The organism is Pseudomonas sihuiensis, from assembly GCF_900106015.1.
Classification (GTDB): Bacteria; Pseudomonadota; Gammaproteobacteria; order Pseudomonadales; family Pseudomonadaceae; genus Aquipseudomonas; species Aquipseudomonas sihuiensis.
Genome location: NZ_LT629797.1, coordinates 1336544 through 1354260, shown reverse-complemented (window position 1 = coordinate 1354260; position 17717 = coordinate 1336544). Strand labels below are relative to the sequence as shown.

General features: G+C 59.5%; 20 protein-coding genes. 9 read left to right on the top strand and 11 right to left on the bottom strand.

Features of this window, described 5'->3' with window-relative positions; genetic code table 11:
- Positions 1–158 precede the first annotated feature (158 nt).
- Positions 159–2297, top strand: a complete 2139-nt coding sequence (katE, locus tag BLT86_RS06420) for a catalase HPII (RefSeq protein WP_017676886.1) — start codon at positions 159–161, stop codon at positions 2295–2297.
- A gap of 13 nt (positions 2298–2310) precedes the next feature.
- Here the strand turns inward: katE and BLT86_RS25675 are convergent, their stop codons facing one another.
- The 9 genes from BLT86_RS25675 to coxB form a co-directional block, all read right to left on the bottom strand.
- Positions 2311–2484 (bottom strand): hypothetical protein, encoded by a 174-nt coding sequence (locus BLT86_RS25675; protein ID WP_156696916.1) that lies wholly within the window; start codon positions 2482–2484, stop codon positions 2311–2313.
- Positions 2481–2810, bottom strand: a complete 330-nt coding sequence (locus tag BLT86_RS06415) for a four-helix bundle copper-binding protein (RefSeq protein WP_017676887.1) — start codon at positions 2808–2810, stop codon at positions 2481–2483. The genes BLT86_RS25675 and BLT86_RS06415 overlap by 4 nt, the downstream gene beginning before the upstream one ends.
- A 123-nt stretch (positions 2811–2933) precedes the next feature.
- Positions 2934–3158, bottom strand: coding sequence for a PLD nuclease N-terminal domain-containing protein (locus tag BLT86_RS06410; RefSeq protein WP_017676888.1), 225 nt, complete (start codon positions 3156–3158; stop codon positions 2934–2936).
- Between the two features lie 131 nt (positions 3159–3289).
- Positions 3290–3697 (bottom strand): hypothetical protein, encoded by a 408-nt coding sequence (locus BLT86_RS06405; RefSeq protein WP_231976584.1) that lies wholly within the window; start codon positions 3695–3697, stop codon positions 3290–3292.
- A 63-nt stretch (positions 3698–3760) separates the two neighbouring features.
- Positions 3761–4078, bottom strand: a complete 318-nt coding sequence (locus tag BLT86_RS06400; protein ID WP_017676890.1) for a hypothetical protein — start codon at positions 4076–4078, stop codon at positions 3761–3763.
- Between the two features lie 344 nt (positions 4079–4422).
- Positions 4423–5244, bottom strand: coding sequence for a cytochrome c oxidase assembly protein (locus tag BLT86_RS06395; RefSeq protein ID WP_026088563.1), 822 nt, complete (start codon positions 5242–5244; stop codon positions 4423–4425).
- Positions 5235–5588, bottom strand: coding sequence for a hypothetical protein (locus BLT86_RS06390; protein ID WP_092375429.1), 354 nt, complete (start codon positions 5586–5588; stop codon positions 5235–5237). The genes BLT86_RS06395 and BLT86_RS06390 overlap by 10 nt, the downstream gene beginning before the upstream one ends.
- A complete protein-coding gene (gene ctaD / locus BLT86_RS06385) occupies positions 5588–8119 on the bottom strand; it encodes a cytochrome c oxidase subunit I (protein ID WP_092375425.1) in 2532 nt (843 codons plus the stop codon). The genes BLT86_RS06390 and ctaD overlap by 1 nt, the downstream gene beginning before the upstream one ends.
- Complete coding sequence (coxB, locus tag BLT86_RS06380) at positions 8116–9006, bottom strand: cytochrome c oxidase subunit II (protein WP_017676894.1); 891 nt, start codon at positions 9004–9006, stop codon at positions 8116–8118. Before coxB ends, ctaD begins: the two co-directional genes overlap by 4 nt.
- Before the next feature lie 147 nt (positions 9007–9153).
- On the opposite strand from coxB, the gene BLT86_RS06375 reads away from it, so the two are divergent.
- Complete coding sequence (locus BLT86_RS06375; protein ID WP_013715587.1) at positions 9154–9612, top strand: DUF2231 domain-containing protein; 459 nt, start codon at positions 9154–9156, stop codon at positions 9610–9612.
- A gap of 79 nt (positions 9613–9691) precedes the next feature.
- Here the strand turns inward: BLT86_RS06375 and BLT86_RS06370 are convergent, their stop codons facing one another.
- Complete coding sequence (locus BLT86_RS06370; RefSeq protein ID WP_017676895.1) at positions 9692–10105, bottom strand: CopD family protein; 414 nt, start codon at positions 10103–10105, stop codon at positions 9692–9694.
- A gap of 418 nt (positions 10106–10523) precedes the next feature.
- On the opposite strand from BLT86_RS06370, the gene BLT86_RS06365 reads away from it, so the two are divergent.
- The 7 genes from BLT86_RS06365 (at position 10524) to BLT86_RS06335 (ending at position 16766) form a co-directional block, all read left to right on the top strand.
- Positions 10524–11075, top strand: a complete 552-nt coding sequence (locus BLT86_RS06365) for an ATP-dependent Clp protease proteolytic subunit (RefSeq protein WP_017676896.1) — start codon at positions 10524–10526, stop codon at positions 11073–11075.
- A gap of 129 nt (positions 11076–11204) precedes the next feature.
- Complete coding sequence (locus tag BLT86_RS06360; protein ID WP_017676897.1) at positions 11205–11669, top strand: ferritin-like domain-containing protein; 465 nt, start codon at positions 11205–11207, stop codon at positions 11667–11669.
- Positions 11670–11748: 79 nt separating this feature from the next.
- Positions 11749–12183, top strand: coding sequence for a PA2169 family four-helix-bundle protein (locus BLT86_RS06355; protein WP_017676898.1), 435 nt, complete (start codon positions 11749–11751; stop codon positions 12181–12183).
- Between the two features lie 156 nt (positions 12184–12339).
- Positions 12340–13251: a bifunctional GNAT family N-acetyltransferase/nucleoside diphosphate kinase regulator gene (locus BLT86_RS06350; protein ID WP_026088564.1), complete on the top strand. Its 912-nt coding sequence runs from the start codon at positions 12340–12342 to the stop codon at positions 13249–13251.
- Between the two features lie 635 nt (positions 13252–13886).
- The gene (locus BLT86_RS06345) at positions 13887–15125 is read left to right on the top strand and encodes a tyrosine-type recombinase/integrase (RefSeq protein ID WP_231976583.1); all 1239 of its coding nucleotides are present in this window, start codon (positions 13887–13889) and stop codon (positions 15123–15125) included.
- Between the two features lie 299 nt (positions 15126–15424).
- Positions 15425–15706: an IS66-like element accessory protein TnpA gene (gene tnpA, locus BLT86_RS06340; protein WP_231976582.1), complete on the top strand. Its 282-nt coding sequence runs from the start codon at positions 15425–15427 to the stop codon at positions 15704–15706.
- Positions 15707–15857: 151 nt separating this feature from the next.
- Positions 15858–16766 (top strand): DMT family transporter, encoded by a 909-nt coding sequence (locus BLT86_RS06335; RefSeq protein WP_092375422.1) that lies wholly within the window; start codon positions 15858–15860, stop codon positions 16764–16766.
- 99 nt (positions 16767–16865) lie between these two features.
- Here BLT86_RS06335 and BLT86_RS06330 read toward each other — a convergent pair whose 3' ends face one another.
- Entirely contained in the window at positions 16866–17486 is a 621-nt protein-coding gene (locus BLT86_RS06330; protein ID WP_092375419.1) for a tyrosine-type recombinase/integrase, read from the bottom strand.
- Positions 17487–17717 lie beyond the last annotated feature (231 nt).

Sequence of the window (17717 nt, the reverse complement as noted above, 5' to 3'; positions counted from 1 at the left end):
CTAGGCCAAGCGCAACGGCCCGCCAGCACTGGCTTCGCGGAAAAATTCAAGTCGAACGGAACTGCTGCACTGCGCCTCAAAAAGTACCCGGAGCGACTTTCCCGTCGCTTGCGTGGCCACCATGCATGACATGGCCACTGAATAACCAGGAGTAGCCAATGAGCAAGCAACCGAACAGCGCCGATAACAGCCAGATGGCTGGCAGCGACACGCTCGACCGCAGCAACAGCAACACCAAGCTCGAACAACTCGAACGTTTCCGCGAGGACGCGACAGGGCAGGCGCTGACCACCAACACCGGGACGCGCATCGCCGACAATCAGAACAGCCTGCGCGGCGGTGAACGCGGGCCGACGCTGATGGAAGATTTCATCATGCGCGAGAAGATCACCCACTTCGACCACGAGCGCATTCCCGAGCGTGTGGTGCATGCACGCGGTGCTGGGGCACATGGCTATTTCGAGGTAACCGATCCTATCAGCGACCTGAGTTGCGCCGCGTTCCTCGGCGAAGCCGGCAAGCGCACCCCGGTGTTCGTGCGATTTTCCACCGTGCAGGGGCCACGTGGCTCGGCCGATACGGTGCGCGACGTGCGCGGCTTTGCGGTGAAGTTCTACACCGAGGAGGGCAACTTCGACCTGGTCGGCAACAACATGCCGGTGTTCTTCATCCAGGATGCGATCAAGTTCCCCGACTTCGTCCATGCGGTCAAACCCGAGCCGCACAACGAGATTCCCACCGGCGCGTCTGCCCACGACACCTTCTGGGACTTCGTCTCACTTACGCCGGAATCGGCGCATATGGTGCTGTGGACCATGTCCGACCGCGCCATTCCCATCGCCTATCGCTCTATGCAGGGCTTTGGCGTGCACAGCTTTCGCCTGGTCAATGGCGAGGGCCAGAGCAAGCTGGTGAAGTTTCACTGGCGCCCCAAAGCCGGCGTCTGCTCGCTGGTGTGGGATGAAGCGCAGAAACTCGCGGGCAAGGATCCGGACTTCCACCGCCGCGGCCTGTGGGAAGACATTGAGCGCGGGCTCTACCCGGAATGGGAGCTGGGCCTGCAAGTGATGGACGAGGAGGACGCGCTGAGCTTTGGCTTCGACCTGCTCGACCCGACCAAACTGGTGCCGGAAGAACTGGTGCCGGTACGCGTTGTGGGGCGCATGGTGCTCAATCGCAACCCGGACAACTTTTTTGCCGAGACGGAGCAGGCGGCCTTCCACATCGGGCATGTGGTGCCGGGTATCGACTTCAGCAACGACCCGCTGCTGCAGGGTCGTCTGTTCTCCTACACCGACACCCAACTGCTGCGTCTGGGTGGCCCCAACTTCAACGAGATTCCGATCAATCGGCCACTCTGTCCGTTCCACAACAACCAGCGTGACGCGCCGCATCGTCAGCAGATCAACCGTGGCCAGGCAGCCTATGAGCCCAACTCAATCGACGGCAACTGGCCGCGCGAGACGCCGCCAGCGCCGAGCGGTGGCGGCTACAGTTCCTATCCCGAACCGGTCAGCGGCACCAAGATACGGGTGCGCTCGCCCAGTTTCGCCGATCACTTCTCCCAGGCCACGCTGTTCTGGCGCAGCATGAGCGAAACCGAGCAGCAGCACATCGTCGATGCCTACAGCTTCGAGCTGTCGAAGGTCCGGCGCCTGTACATTCGCGAGCGCCAGGTGAGGGAAATTCTCGCCCACATCGATCCGCTGCTGGCGTTGCGCGTCGCGCAGAACCTGGGTATCGATCTGGACAGCACCTCGACCTCTTCTATGGAGGGCAAGCTCCGGGATTCCCCGGCGCTGAGCCAGATGAATCTGCTGCCCGGCGATATTCGCGGACGGCGCGTTGCGGTCCTGCTGACACCCGGTTGCAAGGCCGACGAGGTCGGCAGTTTGAAAAAGATGCTGGAGGGTGCCGGCGCCGTGGCCAAGCTGCTGGCGCCTTCGGCAGCCGCGCTTAAGGACTCGGACGGCCAACCGATGCAACCCGACGGCAGCTTCGCCTCGGAGCCGTCGATTACGGTGGATGCCGTGTTCGTGCCGGGTGGTGAGTACGTGCTCAAGACCCTGCAGGACGATGGCGTTGCCAAGCATTACCTGCTGGAGGCCTACAAGCACCTCAAACCCGTGGCGCTCAGCGGTGATGCCGCTCAGCTTGCGGCGATGCTGGGGCTGGAGGAGGACGATGGCATGCTCTGCGGCGATAGCTTCGATCCGCTGTACATGCGTTTCGAGACTGCGCTGAAGCAACATCGTATCTGGGCGCGGGAGATGCGCGCCAAGAGCATTCCTGCCTGAACCGACGCCCGGCCTAGCACGGTTTTTCGTCGCTGGGCCGGGGGCTTTTCTTGCGCTGCGTCCTGGTCGATGGGCGCAGCGGCATTGGCGCATCGAGCTGCGAGCCGGGGTCTTCGTTACCGGGGTCGTCCAGTAGCGCCTCGCTGGAACGCGCCACTGGCGTTCTCGTGGTTTTGTCCGATTTCATGCTGACTCCAGTAACGGCTCTTCTGCACACACCTGGCATGTTCGCGCGCACTCCTGACAATGCTCGCTGACGTGCTGCACGCATTCCTCGGCGCAGGCCAGGCAGGCGATCCTGCACAGCTGGCTGGCCACCGCGACGTAGGGGCTGTTGCGCAGCATCAGCGTTGCCGTCAGGCGGCACAGGTCGGAGCAATCGCGGCATAGCTCGACGCAGCGATAATGCCCGGCATTACCCTCGCTCAGGCAGGCCGAAGCACAGTGCTCGCAGGCGTTGGCACAACTGCTGTAAGCGGTAATGTGATCGAGATAGTTATACGCTTCTGACATGTTGATGCCTCGTTGTATAAGTACTGTATAAAATAATAATGAGCGCCAACAAATGGTGGTTTTACTTTGCCGGCACTCGCACGCCGAGTAACTTCTTATAGGCATTAAAAAAGATCATATTGATCACTTGCTGTGCTCAGGAGAAGTTGGCCCATCACCATGGCCACGCGGGCCGGCAATACCCCAGATAACCAGCCCGATAATCGGGAATATCCAGATAAGCAAGGCCCAAAGGGTTTTCGTCCCGACATGCTTGTCGCTACGAAATACACTGATAACCGCCCACAGGTGTAGCAGAACGATGAAGGCGGCAATTGTAATGGAAAAGTAAATGACTGAATCCGGCATGACATGCCTCCTTTCAATAAGGTACATGCATGTCGACAGCCACCCCGATCATTCGCTCAGATAATCGGGATGCGGGAAACAGTGAAGGCAGGATAAAGGCCGGAAATACCAGCCGAGGGCCTCAAGGGCGGCTAGAAGGAGTGATTGGACTTGATCACTTCGATCATCATGTTGTCAGGTCTGTCCGAGTCGCTGTCGTGCAGCGAGTCACGGTGTATGTCCGTGCAGGTCAGAATAGAGCGGCTGAATTCGAACCCTGGGTCAGGCCGCGCAGCAGCGGCAGTGTCTTTGCTGCAGTCTTCGCAGTGCGGGTTGTTCAGATCTTCGCTGTGAACCTGATAGCAGTTCGAGTCGATCTCCTGCAAAGAACGCTGCATCGTCTGGGCTTTCGGTTGAGGCTGGGACAGCATCACCGCCAACGCAGACGGTTGAAAAGGCTGCCAGACCAGCAGCACCACCAGGCATGTAGAGCCGGCCATGTAGGGCCACTCGTACATCAACTGGTGCCGATAGGGCATATGCCGTCTGATTCTTCCCAACAGATCTTCCGGCTTGTTTCGAGCCCCCCTTGAATCGTTGCGTCTGGGCACTTGCGTATCTCCTCATTTCTTTTCGAGCTTTCTCATGGCCCATAAGCGAGAGGAGCGCGTGCGAAAAAGCGGCTCGCGCGAGTAGGTGGGTAATTGGGTGGTGCTACAGTGTTTGACCGCCTCATTGACTGACTCGGCATCTTCGTTCAGAGCCATATCGAAATGAATAAGACGAATGAATTCTTGCGTGGAGCAACTTCCATCGAGGACGCGCACCAACTGTCGCTCGTTATGAGCAACGGTAAGCACAATGCTGCCGTCCGGTCTTGGCGTCATATCAACTTCGTAGTTGGCTAGCGCCGATCTGATATTTTCCAGGTCATGTTTCATGAGTCTCTCCTTGTGAACACTCATCAACCATAACCATGTATTCAATGCATACCAACGATTGGGACGATTGGTAAAAAGAAAATTCAAAGTGACATCATCTACCGGAGTTATACAAAGTGACCTGGGCAAAGTTGATTGCAGGAAGATGTTCGCGACTCGCTTTCCGCACTCAAGACTTTATTGTTTGAGCACAGCACCTTGCGGCCGGGAATAAGCCAACTGCTTCGCAACGACAGAAAAAATACTCTGAACTAAATCTGCATCATGGTTTCCGCGGAGCGCTGACCATCAGCGGAAAACCTGAATATAAGTTGTACAAGAGGTTGGCGCGCCTGAAATCTGCGCTACAGGGAGTTCTCCGCACCTTCTCGTGCCTGCCGACGCCAGATCTGTGTCAACCACCGCCAGCTGATCCAGCCGGCAGCAGAGAGGTAGACCAGGCTGCCTGGCACCCACATCAACAAGCCAGCCAGTTGCTGGTCGGCCAGGTCGCGGGACTCGCCATAGAAGGTCGTGTTGCCGAAGGTGAGCAGGGCGCCGAGCAGGCCGGTGTGCATCAGCGTCAGGAGAATGGCCATCAGTGCGTGTGGCACCTGCCGTGGATTGGCGCGCAGGCAGGACCACCAGAACAGCCAGGCGCTGAACAGGAAGCAGGCATGTTCGATGGCGTGCCACCAGGTGTTGTCCAGCGCCAGCATGTACAGGCTGGGGGTGTGCCAGACCCAGATCATCGCGCCGTGCAGCATGGCCAGTGCCACCGGATAACGACCGCTGCGCAGAATGGCGTTGGACACCGGCGCCATCCAGCCACCGAGCACTGCTCGCCATTGCGGCAACGGCCGAGCCAGCGCCCAGAGTGGTGCGATGACGATCATGAACAGCATGTGCTGGACCATGTGCAGGCTGGTGCTGGTCTCCGCCCAGTCATCGATGGGGCCGAATACGGCGAGCACGGTGAGGACCATGGCCAGATGCATCCACAACGCTTCGCGCCCGTGCGGGCGCACTTTGCGGCAACCCAGGATGTACAGCAGCCAGGCCGCACCGAGCAGCAGAGCGCTAAGCAGCAGCGGTACGCGCTCGTTCAGATGCAGATGGCCATCGAGCAGGCCATGGGCGGCGGCCGTGCCAGGCAGAAGGAGGAGGGCGAGGACGATCATAGGCATGGCGGCAGGCTCAGCGTTGGCAGCGCGACGAAAACGGTGGCGATGGCGCCGATCAGGTTCACGCCCGCAGCGAGGCGAGCCACGAAGCGCGCAGGCGGGCCTTCACGCTCGTCCCTGGCGGCGCGCTGAAACCGCCAGGCCAAACCCAGCAGGGCCGCCATGGTGAACAGACTCAGCAGAGCGAGCAGACCGTTCAGCCAGGTCCATTGCCCCTGTATGGGATCAGGAGGCGACAGTGCGCAACCAACCGACAATCCGCCGTACAGCACGACGAACCAGATACTCCAGAGCACCAGCCCGAGAGGGATGTGGATCGGGTTGTAGGGGGAGCGTAACGGCTGCATCACACACCTCCGAAGGTTGGCGGGAACAGCACCACGCTGCAGTAGGTAATCCACATCACGGCCAGGCTGTATTGCCAGAATTGCTCGACCACCAAGGGCTCGTAGGGCGTGCGCTTGCATACATAGCCATGATGCACACGCAGGGCCTGCAACGCGCTGAGAATGGTCGCCAGCGCCCCGTGCGCGAGGCTGTAGACGAGCATCACCACGATCACCGCATCATGCGCAGTGGCGCGCGGCGCCAGCTCTCCAGCCAGCAGGGCCCAGAGCAGCAGCCCGGTGTGCAACGCGCCCAGCAGCGCCGCCCCGACAAAGCAGGTGATCAACGCAGCGGGTTCACCCTGGCCCTGACGCAGACGGCGCAATACCGGTCGCTGCCACAACACGGCAATGCTCAGCAATACGGCGCTGGCCAGCAGCAAGCGCTGATCGATGACCGCATCGTCCGGCACCAGCCAGTTCGGCGAGACCGTCCACAGATAGAACCAGCCGAACAGCAGCGCCAGGTACAAGGCGCCGTTGGCCAGCAGGGTCACGCCCATGCCCCACAGCCCCGGGCCATCACAGGTGCGTGAGTGCAGCGGCGGCTCGCCAGGTTGCACTCGCGCATCCGGCGCCGCCAGCGGGTGCGCGCCGTTCTCCCAGCTCCAGCGCAGCAGCACCAGCACGGCGACGATGCTGGCCACTAGGGCGACCCAGTAGAACTTGCTCAGCAGCCCCAGGCAGGTGAAAGCGATGAACAGCGAGGCGATGAAAGGCCACCAGCTATTGCCCGGCAGATGGATGATCTCGCGTACTTTGCCGGTCAGCGGCTCGATACCCCAGGTTTCTCGCCGGCCATGGTCGATCACGGTCAGGGCGAACTCTCCACGGTCGATGCGCTCCTCCAGGTCGGGCAGCTCCCACATCGGGTGACGGGTACGCACCGGTGGCAGGCTGACGAAGTTGTAGGGGCTGGGCGGCAGATGCGTACTCCACTCCAGGGTGTCCGCGTTCCAGGGATTCTTCGTGGCCTTCTGGCCGAAACGAAAGTGCAGGACGATATCCAGCAGCACCGTGGCGATGCCAATGGCCATGATGAAGCTGCCGATAGACGAAATCAGGTTGGGCAGGTCCCAGCCCAGGCCGGATTGGTAGGTGTAGATGCGCCGCGGCATGCCCATCAGGCCGGTCCAGTGCATGATCAGGAAGGTCAGGTTGAAGCCGATGAACACCAGCCAGAAGCCCAACTTGCCAAGGCGTACCGATGGCATGCGTCCGGAAAAGTGCGGCAGCCAGTAGTAGATGCCGGCCAGCAGCGGGAAGAACATGCCGCCCACCAGCACGTAGTGCATGTGCGCCACCACGAAGTGGGTGTCGTGCACCTGCCAGTCGAAGGGCACCAGTGCCAACATCACGCCGGTCAGTCCGCCGCAGACGAAGATCACCAGAAACCCCACCAACCACAGCATCGGCACGTGATACAGCGGCCTCCCGACCCACAGTGTGGCGATCCAGGCGAACACCTGGATGCCGGTCGGGATCGCCACCAGCATGCTCGCCGCGGAGAAGAACGCCTGCGCCAGTTGCGGGATGCCCACGGTGAACATGTGGTGCACCCACAGGCCGAAGCTGATGAAGCCGGTGGTGAGGATCGCCAGCACCACCCAGCGGTAGCCCACCAGCGGCCGTTGGCAGAACACCGGCAGCAGGGTCGAGACGATGCCGGCCGCCGGCAGGAAGATGATGTACACCTCGGGATGGCCGAACAGCCAGAACAGGTGCTGCCATAGAATCGGGTCACCGCCACGCGCCACTTCGAAGAACGGCAGGCCAACCGCGCGCTCCAGCTCCAGCAGGATGCTGCCGAGGATCAGCGGCGGGAAACCGACCACGATCATCATGGCCATCACCAGGATGTACCAGGCATAGATCGGCATCTTGTTCAGCGACATGCCTTCGGCGCGGGTGCGCAGGATCGACACCACCAGCTCGACACCGGCCGACACCGCCGAGATTTCCACGAAGGTGATGCCGATCAGCCAGAAATCCGAGTTCGGCCCGGGCGTATGCACTGCGCTGGACAGCGGCGTGTACATGAACCAGCCGGCCTTAGGCGCGATGCCCAGCAGCAGACTGGCACAGAGAATCAGCCCGCCGAACAGGTAGCACCAGTAACCCAGTGCCGACAGCCGCGGGAACACCAGGTCACGCGCGCCAAGCATCTTCGGAATCAGGTAGACCGCCAGGCCTTCCATCATCGGCACGGCGAACAGGAACATCATCACCGTGCCATGCATGGTGAAGACCTGGTTGTAGACGTCCGGCTCGAGAAAGTCGTAGCCCGGTATGGCCAACTGCGTGCGCACCAGCATCGCCAGCAAACCACCGAACAGGAAGAACCCGAGCCCGGTGAGCATGAAACGAATACCGACGGTGGTGTGATTGACGATGGTCAGCGACTTCCAGCCGCGCGGGTTGCCCCATACGTCATTGAACTGATCGTGCAGTTGTTCCTGGGCGGCAACCTGTTCGTTGCTTGGCGTAGTCACGGGCGCAGAGTCTCCAGCCAGTCGGCGATGGTGCTGAGGTGGTCGGGGTCGAGATCGTCATGCAGTGGCATGGCGTTGCCGGGTTTGAGCCGCTGGTGCTCGTGCAGCCAGCGCAACAGTGCGCCTGGTTCATTGCTCAGCACACCGGCGCCGAGCATCGATCGCGCACCGACATCGCTGAGATCCGGCGCGCGATTGCCTTCGCTCACGCCCGCCACGCGATGACACTGACCGCAACGCGCGGCGAACACCTCACCAGCCGGGCCGGGCAGGGCGCTGACCTGTTGTTCGCGGCGCGCCTGCAGCCAGTTGGCGAAGTCTTCTTCGTCGTGAGCCTGCACATCGAGAATCATGTGCGTGTGCTGTGTGCCGCAGAACTCCGAGCACTGGCCACGAAAGGTGCCGGCCTGATCAGCCTGCAGGCGGATACGATTGTCCCGGCCGGGGATCATGTCGATCTTGCCACCCAGGCGCGGCACCCAGAAGGAATGAATGACATCGGCGCTGGTGACGTCGAGGTCCACCGGCCTGCCGACCGGCAGGTGCAGCTGATTGGCGGTAACCACGCCGCTGTCCGGGTAGCGCACCTCCCACCACCATTGATGGCCGACCACCTCGATACGCATGGGCTGCTCGCCCGCCAGCGGCAAGGGCAGCATGCGATGGCCGATGGGTATGCCGAACAGCAACAGGAGCAGCACGCTCAAGGTCGGCAACAACAGCCCGCCACCGACCAGCCAGCGCAGCGTCAGCTGGCGTGCCCGTGCGGCGTCCATCTGTGGGCTGTTGCGGCGCATGGCGTGCACCCACAGGGCCATCACCACGATCAGCACCAGGGTGGCGAAGGCGCACATTGCCCACCACAGCATTGCCACCTCGCGCGCCATCGGTCCGGCCGGATCGAGCGCAGATTGCGGCCCCTCGCAGGCAACGAGAAACGGAACTGCCAGCGTCAGCGTGGTCAACTTGAAACAGGGCGTCAGCCAATGACGCGCCCGTTTCACCTCATCATTCACCTGTACAGGGAGGCCGGGATGGCCGAAATAAAGGAAGTTATCGTCAGTCGCGCCGCCATCGCCGGGCATCCGCTGCACCCGATGATGATCCACTTTCCGGTAGCCGCGCTGCTGGGCCTGGTGGCGACCGATATCGCCTATCTGCTGCTGGCCGATCCGTTCTGGGCACGTGCCAGTCTCTGGCTGGCGGGCGTCGGCGCCTTCGGTGGCTGGGTGGCGAGCATGGCGGGGCTGGTCGATCTGCTTACGGTTGGCAGCATCCGGCGCAAGATCACCGCCTGGTGCCACGCCATCATCGCGGTGATGATGCTGTCGTTGGCATCGCTGAACTGGCTGCTGCGCTACGCGGGGCCGGAGCAGGGCATGGAGCGCTGGGGCCTGTACCTGTCGCTGCTGACCGCAGCGCTGATTGGCCTGGCTGCTTATCTGGGCGGGCGCCTGGTGTACGAGCACGGCGTGGGTGTCGATACACGCTGAACCAATCGGCTCCGGCTTGCCAGCTACTGGACGGTAGAGAGAGCGGGGCAGGCCGGGCATATTCTCGAATACTCCATGATCAGAAGGGTTTGGCCAGCACCAGCCAGAGCGTGGCGCCGATCAGGGCGCTCAGCAGCAAAGCGATCAACAGGCAGTCGCGGCGCAGCGCAGGTTCGGCGGCACGTTCGATACGCAGGATCAGCACGCCGCACAGGGCGTGACAGAGCACCATCCCCGCGACCGTGGTGAGCTTGACGATCAACCATGGGTCGAAAATCGACTCACGTAAAAACAGCGCGGTGCCCGAACCAATGGCCAGCAGAGCGGCTGGCGTGGCGATCATGTTGAAGACGGTGCGGGTGAGGTGGGCATGGTCGCGATAGAACATCTCGTCGCTGGCGCGCGTGCCGGCAGCGATCATCGCGGGCAGGTACAGCAGCACGCCACACCAGCAGATCAGCGCCATGAAATGCAGCAGTTTGAGCAGTGGCATCGATGCTCTCCCATGCGTCCGTTCGTTGCGAGCACGTGGCCCTGGTGGGGCAGGCCACGACGTTGTGACTGCCTGATGGTGTCTGAGTTCGGCCACTCTCCAGAGCGGGCCAGGATCGTCTCCAGTCAGAAAAGAAGGAACCGCCGCAAGGAGAAGGAGGAGACGGTGCGGCGGCCCTGGGGAAGCAAGATGCTCGTTCGATTTGGCGCAATTGCGCCTGCCAGGTCACGAAACGGCCCCTGACAAAGCTCCCCTGAAATAAACAGAGTTCCACTGGCTGGTTTGCGTTCAAGCTTTTTGCCGGGCTTGTGATGATCCGCACGGCCATCGAGGCGCAGAAAATTGAAACCCTCCCGTGCGTTTTCACTCACTGCAAAAGAAGGCCGCGCAAAGGCATTTCATTGCAGAGGAGACCGTCATGAGAACCCACGTCGTGCATTTCACCGCACCGATCAACTCCTACACCTGCGGTCAGTTGATCGACAAATGCAGCCAGGCCATCCATCAGGGCGCCGATGAGCTGGTGCTGAAGATCGCCACCATGGGTGGGGAGTGCAGCTACGGCTTCTCCCTCTACAACTTCCTCATCTCGCTCCCGGTGCCCGTGAAGACGCACAACCTCGGCACCGTCGAATCCATGGGCAACATCATCTTTCTTGCCGGCGAAACACGCACGGCCTGCCCGCATAGCAAGTTCCTGTTTCATCCCTTTCACTGGACGGTCAACGGCGCCGTGGACCACGCGCGCATGTCCGAATACGCCATGAGCCTGGACTACGATCTGCAGCTTTACGCCAGCATCGTCGCCGAGTGCACCGCTGGCGCCGAAGCGCCCCTCAACGTACTCGAATGCCTGATGTCCGCACCGCGCATTCTCAACGTCTCCGAGGCACTGGCAACCGGTGTGATTCACCGTGAAGACTGCCTCGGCATGCCGGCCGAGGCAGTCAACTGGTGCGTGCATACCTGAAGCCGGCTCAGCTTGCTGCTTGGAATATTCCCTGAACGATCAGCGCAGCCTGCACGTCGGAATCCATGTAGGCCCCAAGACGGGACATACCACCCAGCAATGGCCGTTTAGCCGGCCCGGAGACAACACATGGATCTCACCGACGATCGTAAAGACCTGGTACGCACCCTCAACAAACTGATCGAAACCTGCAAGGACGGCGAGGCAGGCTTCAAGGTCTGCGCCGAAGACGTCAAGCGACCCGACATGAAGCAGCTCTTCTCGCAACGCTCGCGGCAATGCGCCGAAGCGGCGGAAGAACTGCAACGGACCGTCCTGGAATTGGGCGGCGAGCCAGAGGACAGCACCAGCGTGGGGGCAGACCTGCACCGCCGCTGGGTCGACCTGAAATCACTGGTCACCGGCAAGGACGAAGAGGCCATTCTCAACGAAGCCGAGCGCGGCGAAGACGTGGCCAAGGAGCGCTACAGTGAAGCGCTGACCAAGAATCTGCCCCCAGAAATCCGCAGCATGGTGGAGCGTCAGTATCAGGGCGTGCTGCGCAATCACGATGAAGTCAGAGCGATGCGTGACGTGGCTCGTGCCAAGAGCTGATCCGTCTACCGGGTGCCGCAACACTGCGCGCACCCGGTGTCAGTTCTGTGCATCCGAGTGCGCAGGGGAGGCGTAGCGCATGCCGACGTTGGACAAGACCATTGCCCAGCTCAACCACCTTCTGATGACTTGCCACGACGCCAGCTTGAGCTATCGACGTCTTGCAGGCAGCGCGAGTACATCCGAGCAGCAGCGGTTATTTCGCGAGCGCGAACAGCAGTGCTCGGCGCTGATGGCCTGCCTGCACAATCAGATCGTTACCTATGGCGGCCGACCGACACAGCATCCAAGTCTGTTCGGCATGCTTCGCCATGCCTGGAACAGCGTGACCACCTCGCTGTTACCTGAGCGCGGCCGCGCCCGTTTGCGCGCGGCGCTGCGCACCGAAAAACAAATTCGCCACGGTTTCGAGCAAGTGCTCGCGGAGCAGCTGTCACCGCAGTTTCGGCAGCAGTTGCAGGAGCACAGCAGCCGCAGTGTTGAATTCGAAAGAATCATACGCACGCAGTTGTAGCGACAACTGCAGGAGAGGGTGGCTCAACCCGTGGAGGACTGCTTTGGCGGTTCGGCATTACTCGCGTTATGGCTTAAAGTAGCCGGTTGCCGAAAGAACCGTCATGGCCATAGCCATGAAGGGCTTTCATTCTTTACATATAAGTGTGTGGTGAAGATGAACAAGCCTTTCATTTCGCTGTGCCCTGAAATTACTCGGGCACACGCGCTGACGCTGATGGAGTGGTTGCAGGATGAGCGCGTCACCTGCTACCTGAGCGATTCGCGTAATGTTTCCCGCTCCATAGAGCAAGCCATCGAACGAACTCAATTGCCGATCCTGACCCATCTGTTCAACCGGGGCGGCCGATTCTTCATGGCCTACGACCGGCAGGACGCCCCGGTGGGCTTTGTCCGTTTGATCAAGACCGGCCGGGAGTGCGAGATAGTCCTGGCCATCGGAGACAGCAACAAATGGGGGCAAAACCTTGGCGCCCGTACGATCCGCGAAGGCATGAAACTGGCTTTCCTCGACATCCGGGCAGAGAAGCTCATCGCCAAGATCCATCCGGACAACGTGCGCTCGCTGAAAGCATTTCAACGCAGCGGTTTTCTGCTTGAGAGCGAAACGCCGACATTGAAGTCATTTGCCATGACGGCGGGGCGCTATTTCCAGTTACTGCGCGCAGGTGCCGTTGGCGACTCCACGGGGATCTATATCACTGAAATCGACAAGGCCAGGCTCGAATGTCTGATCGCGCTCGAGCAAGGCCCGGCCATTGTTGAACTCGAACATGAGCTTGAGCGGGCCATCGTAGTCAAGCCGCAACAGGTGGCGTGCAATGTCGTCACGATGAACTCCAGGGCGTTGTTGCAGCTGGATGACGAAGAGATCGAAGTGGCCTTGGTTTACCCTGAAGACGCGGACAGCAGCGCCGGCAAGCATTCCGTGTGTTCCGACATCGGCGCAGCCATCCTGGGTTATCAGGAGGGAGACGCCATCGACTGGCGAGTGTCTGATCGGACCCGCCGGATCGAGATCAGGAAAGTGCTATATCAGCCGGAGGCCGCAGGCGATTACCACCTGTAATTGCGCCTTCAGCTAAGGATTCGCTCATCAGGCATGAGTATCTCCCAAAGAGCGGGGGATCGCTTTACGTGCCTGATGCGAACCAGCTGTCATAGCGGTTCAGCGCATACTCAAGCCAATACGTAATTTAACATAATATACATTATGCGAAACCAAGGCTTATCCAATGTAGGGCTCTTTACTCTCGTTTTGGCCAGACTGAATCTGTGGGTGACTTTGAAAGACTGGAAATCTGTCTTTTAAAGTGGAGACTCTTGAAAATCAAGGCCATAAGGATCAGGTAGCCCGCCGCTCGCGCTGAGGTGACGCAGATTGCTTTTCAATATTTGGAACTGGCTGATGCCTCTTTCCGAGGTCCAAGGTTCCTCACCATGTCTGTAAAGCATCCACGCTCTGGAGCTACGGCGCGACGTATATGGCTGCTGCGCCACCCGCAGCATACCGATAGAAGCGATAGCTGATTCCGTCTGCGGGCTAGCCCAACGAGTACATCTCTACGCTCAGTCAGCCCAAGGCCGGCCAAGAGGAACGGCGGACGCTCCCGGTATTAACCCAGGCACGTTTCATTTCTCCGCTTTTAAAGATCGGATCAAAATCCTAACCGCTTGTTTTTGCCTATGTTTTCAGTAAGCATCATGAGGTTTACAGATTTTAAGAGACTCAACTCGATTGACCAGGCTGAGCAAGGTTGTACCGATGAGCTCCAAGCCGTCGAAGGCTATCGCGCCGTTCGGGGATTTCTGAAGTCCTACGCCGGCAACGAAGCCACGTTCAACTCTTATCGAACCCACATTGAGCGGCTGCTGCTCTGGTCCCTGCTGGTGGCTGGCAAGCCCCTTGTCGAACTGCGTCGCCGGGACGCCGAGGCCTTCATGGAGTTCTGCCTCAACCCTCCCGCCGACTGGATAGGTCCGGTCGTAAAGTCCCGCTTCCTGCGTGTGGGCGGTCGTAAGAAGCTCGACACGGACACCTACACCGTCAATTTGCAATGGCGACCTTTCAGTCACACCGTGGCCAAGCGCGAACGCAAGATTGCCGAAGAGGCCGTTGCCGCCCTTCCCTCCCGTCCCTACCGCATGTCCCAAGGCTCGGTGGCTCAGGTATTCGCAGTCTGCGGCAGCTTCTTCCAGCACGCCATTGATGAGGGCCTCACCGAGGTGAACCCCTTCCGAGCGGTAAAACAGAAATCCATCTACAAGCAACGCAATACCTTGGATGTGGCGTCCCGTTCCCTGACACCGTTGCAGTGGAGCTACGTGATTGAGACTGCCGAGCAAATGGCCGTGGCCGACCCGACATACGAACGCACGCTTTTCATCGTTGCGACCCTGTTCTCTATGTACTTACGCGTCTCCGATTTGGTCGGGCGTGACAACTGGACGCCCACTATGGGCGACATCCGCCGCGATAGCATGGGCAACTGGTGGTTTCATGTGGTGGGCAAAGGCAACAAGGCCGCCAAGATCAGCATCCGCGATGACTATATCCAGAACTACCTCGTACGCTATCGCCAGCATCTGCAGCTCTCTCCCCTCCCTTCCGCCCACGAGAAAACACCGCTGATCAGCACCCTAAAGGGACGCGGCGGGCTTTCTGATCGCCATATCCGCCTGATGCTGCAAGAGCTATTTGACCGCGCGATGGTGCGTATGGCCGAGGAAGGCTGGAGCAACGACGAAATAGACCAACTGCGCTCGGCCTCACTACACTGGTTACGTCACACCTCCGCAACCTTTGATGCACCGTATCGTGACATGAAGGACCTCCAGGCTGACCTTCGTCACAATAGTCTCAGCACCACCCAAAATACGTACTACAACACTCTGGACGAACAGCGGGCACATTCGGTGAAAAGCCTTCCGGTAAGGCGTTAGTGACAGTAGCTCTTAACTACCTGTCCACCAGTTCCGGGACAGACCAACCTTCAATGTGCGCCGGCGAGTTGCGGCGTCCTTAATCTTCTTCAACCCAGCGTAATAAAGCATGCATCCCTCCCGATCGCCGGCGTGGTCGCCCGGCCGTATCCGCAACTGGTGGCCCTCAGTGGTCCACCACGTATCGCGAACTTTTCGTATCCGTCCGGCCAACACACCTTCCTGGCCCCGACGCCAAAGGCGATGGTGTCCACCTGATTTAAGTGGACACCATTTCTAGCCTTTTAAGCGGGTCTTTCATGCAGCCACAACGCCGTTCCTACTCCAAATCCTTCAAGGCCCAGATTATTCAAGAGTGCGCCCAGCCCGGGGCCTCGATTGCCAGCGTTGCGCTGAGCCACAGCCTCAACGCAAACCTCGTCCATAAATGGATCCGAGTGCACACGCAGAAAGCCATGGCGCTGCAACCTGCTTTCATTCCTCTGTCCTTGCAGGCTATTGGGACAAAGTCGGATTCCGCGTCATCGACTAGCCATCTGTCGATGGCAGCTTGCTGCAGACTGGTTTGTAGCACCTGTTGACAGCCTGCGGCCCCAGATTGATTAATAGCGGCAGATGAAAGCGCTTTACCGACTTGCCTTAACGTTAGAGAAGAGATTGAAGGCATACTCGGGCTTTCTTGCGGCCTCTCCGCATGCTCTAACCACTCCAATTTGAATGGATGGTTTTCGCATGCCTGTTCGTCAGACGTATCTATGCCTGTTAATCCTCGGAACCGCGTTCTGGGGGATTTCGTTTGCCTTCACCAAAGTGGGTGTTGCGGACGAGTCACCCTTCGTATTCCTGGGGTACAAGTTCGCACTCGCTACGCTAGTGCTTTGCGTGATCTTTTTCAGACGGCTGAAACTGATCAACAAAGAAGCGCTCCTGGCCGGCGTGGCCATAGGTCTACCCTTGTGTTTGGGTAACATTTTCCAGACTGTCGGGCTTCAGCACACCAGCATCACCAACACCGCCTTCATCACTGGCCTGGATGTATTGCTCATCCCGGTCTTCAAGTGGGCTCTCTTTCGGAAGCGCGTCGAGCCTCGAATCTGGCTCTGCTGCGCCGTCGCGCTGACAGGGCTCTATCTGATCGTTACGAGGGCCGGGCTTACTCTGAATCCAGGTGACATCTGGATCATGTGCTGTGCAGTCTTTTTTGCCGCATATGTGCTCACGGTTGGCTTCTTCTCGCATAAGTACGACTCGATGCTTACGGTCATCACTGCGCTGGCTACCTGCGCTACTGGATGCCTTTTTGCTGCACTTTTCGACGCTAGGGCCGAATGGGCCCCAATGGATTCCTCCTTCTGGGAAGGAGTTCTGTTCTGCGCGTTGCTCGCCACAGCCTTCATGTACGCGGTTCAGAGTGCTGCGCAGAAGTATCTCGAAGAAGAAAAAGTAGCCCTGACCTACCTGTTCGAGCCCATCTTCGCAGCATTCGCGGGAGCGATGCTCCTTGGCGAAACCTTGGATGGAAGAACCCTGGCCGGTGCAGCTCTCATCTTTTCAGCTCTGCTGATCGCTGAGATTGATGTACCCAAGTTCTTATCCCGCCTGCTGCGCGCCCTGTTTGCCCCGTGGGCTAGGCGCCAATGAGTATTTGGATGGAATTCTGTGGAGGCTTTGGTCGGTAGCTGCCGGAGGCAGCATTTGGCCGGTTAGCGACGGCCTGACTTCGACCGTCGCTATACATGGTCAAACCTCGGTCTGCTCTGCCATTTCCAAGGCGTCGTCGACCTCAATCCCAAGATATCGAACGGTGCTCTCCAGCTTCGTATGGCCAAGCAGAAGTTGAACGGCCCGCAAGTTCTTTGTCCTGCGATAGATCAGTGATGCCTTTGTACGTCTCATTGTGTGAGTGCCATACATGGCCGGATCAAGGCCAATGGCTTGCATCCAGCCTTTGACGATACGAGCGTATTGACGAGTGGATAGATGGTCTGAGGTGTGCAGCCTGCTCGGGAAAAGGCAGTCCTGGCTACGGAGCTGGGCTTGGTGTATCCAGGCCGCGAGAGCAGACCGTGTTTGCTCAGTAATTTCGAACTGCACTGGTCGCTTCGTTTTCTGCTGCATAACCATTGCTCGTGATGACACATGCTCGCCATGAGCAACGTCGCATACACGGAGCTTGGTTAAGTCGCAGGCTCGAAGCTTGCTGTCGATGGCCAGATCGAACAAAGCCAGATCCCGGGTTCGTTCTGCAAGCTGAAGCCTTACTCGGATGGCCCAGATATCTCTCAGCCGGAGCGGGGTTTTCTGTCCGACCAACTTTCCTTTGTTCCAGGGCCGGCGGGTGCAGGTAGCAGAGATGTTCATGGCAAGTCCTCCACATGTGGGAGGACAAGTGAGTATTCGCATTGGTTCCGACACTAATTCACATTCCTAACCAACACTGATTCGCACGCAAAACCGACACAACGCGGTTTTTCAAAATCGACAGCCTTTCGCACACGTTGACACCTATTCGCATCCTCCGACAGCCATTCGCACGCCCCGACACCGATTCGCATCCCTCCGGCGGCCATTCGCACGCCACCGACACCTATT

What these genes read in the sequence shown, in the direction of transcription:
- BLT86_RS25675 (WP_156696916.1), bottom strand. Translation starts at nt 2,484, where the DNA reads ATGAAATCGGACAAAACCACGAGAACGCCAGTGGCGCGTTCCAGCGAG.
- BLT86_RS06360 (WP_017676897.1), top strand. Translation starts at nt 11,205, where the DNA reads ATGGATCTCACCGACGATCGTAAAGACCTGGTACGCACCCTCAACAAA.
- BLT86_RS06395 (WP_026088563.1), bottom strand. Translation starts at nt 5,244, where the DNA reads ATGCCTATGATCGTCCTCGCCCTCCTCCTTCTGCCTGGCACGGCCGCC.
- BLT86_RS06390 (WP_092375429.1), bottom strand. Translation starts at nt 5,588, where the DNA reads ATGCAGCCGTTACGCTCCCCCTACAACCCGATCCACATCCCTCTCGGG.
- BLT86_RS06365 (WP_017676896.1), top strand. Translation starts at nt 10,524, where the DNA reads ATGAGAACCCACGTCGTGCATTTCACCGCACCGATCAACTCCTACACC.
- tnpA (WP_231976582.1), top strand. Translation starts at nt 15,425, where the DNA reads ATGCAGCCACAACGCCGTTCCTACTCCAAATCCTTCAAGGCCCAGATT.
- coxB (WP_017676894.1), bottom strand. Translation starts at nt 9,006, where the DNA reads ATGGCGCGCGAGGTGGCAATGCTGTGGTGGGCAATGTGCGCCTTCGCC.
- BLT86_RS06410 (WP_017676888.1), bottom strand. Translation starts at nt 3,158, where the DNA reads ATGCCGGATTCAGTCATTTACTTTTCCATTACAATTGCCGCCTTCATC.
- BLT86_RS06415 (WP_017676887.1), bottom strand. Translation starts at nt 2,810, where the DNA reads ATGTCAGAAGCGTATAACTATCTCGATCACATTACCGCTTACAGCAGT.
- BLT86_RS06350 (WP_026088564.1), top strand. Translation starts at nt 12,340, where the DNA reads ATGAACAAGCCTTTCATTTCGCTGTGCCCTGAAATTACTCGGGCACAC.
- BLT86_RS06370 (WP_017676895.1), bottom strand. Translation starts at nt 10,105, where the DNA reads ATGCCACTGCTCAAACTGCTGCATTTCATGGCGCTGATCTGCTGGTGT.
- BLT86_RS06330 (WP_092375419.1), bottom strand. Translation starts at nt 17,486, where the DNA reads ATGAACATCTCTGCTACCTGCACCCGCCGGCCCTGGAACAAAGGAAAG.
- katE (WP_017676886.1), top strand. Translation starts at nt 159, where the DNA reads ATGAGCAAGCAACCGAACAGCGCCGATAACAGCCAGATGGCTGGCAGC.
- BLT86_RS06375 (WP_013715587.1), top strand. Translation starts at nt 9,154, where the DNA reads ATGGCCGAAATAAAGGAAGTTATCGTCAGTCGCGCCGCCATCGCCGGG.
- BLT86_RS06335 (WP_092375422.1), top strand. Translation starts at nt 15,858, where the DNA reads ATGCCTGTTCGTCAGACGTATCTATGCCTGTTAATCCTCGGAACCGCG.
- BLT86_RS06355 (WP_017676898.1), top strand. Translation starts at nt 11,749, where the DNA reads ATGCCGACGTTGGACAAGACCATTGCCCAGCTCAACCACCTTCTGATG.
- BLT86_RS06400 (WP_017676890.1), bottom strand. Translation starts at nt 4,078, where the DNA reads ATGAAACATGACCTGGAAAATATCAGATCGGCGCTAGCCAACTACGAA.
- BLT86_RS06345 (WP_231976583.1), top strand. Translation starts at nt 13,887, where the DNA reads ATGAGGTTTACAGATTTTAAGAGACTCAACTCGATTGACCAGGCTGAG.